The sequence below is a fragment of the Bradyrhizobium sp. RP6 genome, from assembly GCF_003837805.1.
In the GTDB taxonomy this organism is placed as follows: Bacteria; Pseudomonadota; Alphaproteobacteria; order Rhizobiales; family Xanthobacteraceae; genus Bradyrhizobium.
In genome coordinates this window covers 1-413 of the sequence record NZ_RQIT01000076.1, presented here as the reverse complement: position 1 = coordinate 413, position 413 = coordinate 1, and the positions used below count along the sequence as shown (strand labels likewise).

The 413-nt window shown below is 59.6% G+C and carries 1 protein-coding gene; it reads right to left on the bottom strand.

What is annotated here, in order from left to right; translation table 11 throughout:
- Positions 1–158: 158 nt before the first annotated feature.
- Positions 159–413 (bottom strand): MobC family plasmid mobilization relaxosome protein (locus tag EHH60_RS36945; RefSeq protein ID WP_148090229.1); only part of this gene is annotated, 255 nt, incomplete at its 5' end.

Sequence of the window (413 nt, the reverse complement as noted above, 5' to 3'; positions counted from 1 at the left end):
CCCCCGAGGTGTATTTTTTCGCAAACGGCGTGGCATCGATGAGTTCCCGCACCTCTTCGGGAGCACCCCGCAGAACTCTCGCCCCTTCCCGGTTACGCTCCCGGCCCAGCAGGTAATCAACCGGACCACTGCCACCGCCTTTTCCCCTGGCATGAAACTTAACTATCATCCCGCTCTCCCTGTTTACGGACCTCATCCCTCAGCTCACTCAGTTCACGTCCGATGGCCATCAGTGCAGCCACCACATGAACCCGGTCATGCCCCGACCACTGTCCGCTGTTTATCTTCCGGGCTATCTGATTCAGGTTATTGCCGACCGAAGCGAACTGGCGCAACAGCGGCGGTGCCAGTGTCGGAAGACCTGACGTTTTCGATGGCGGTGCCCCCAGGCAGACCTTACGCATCCATGACGC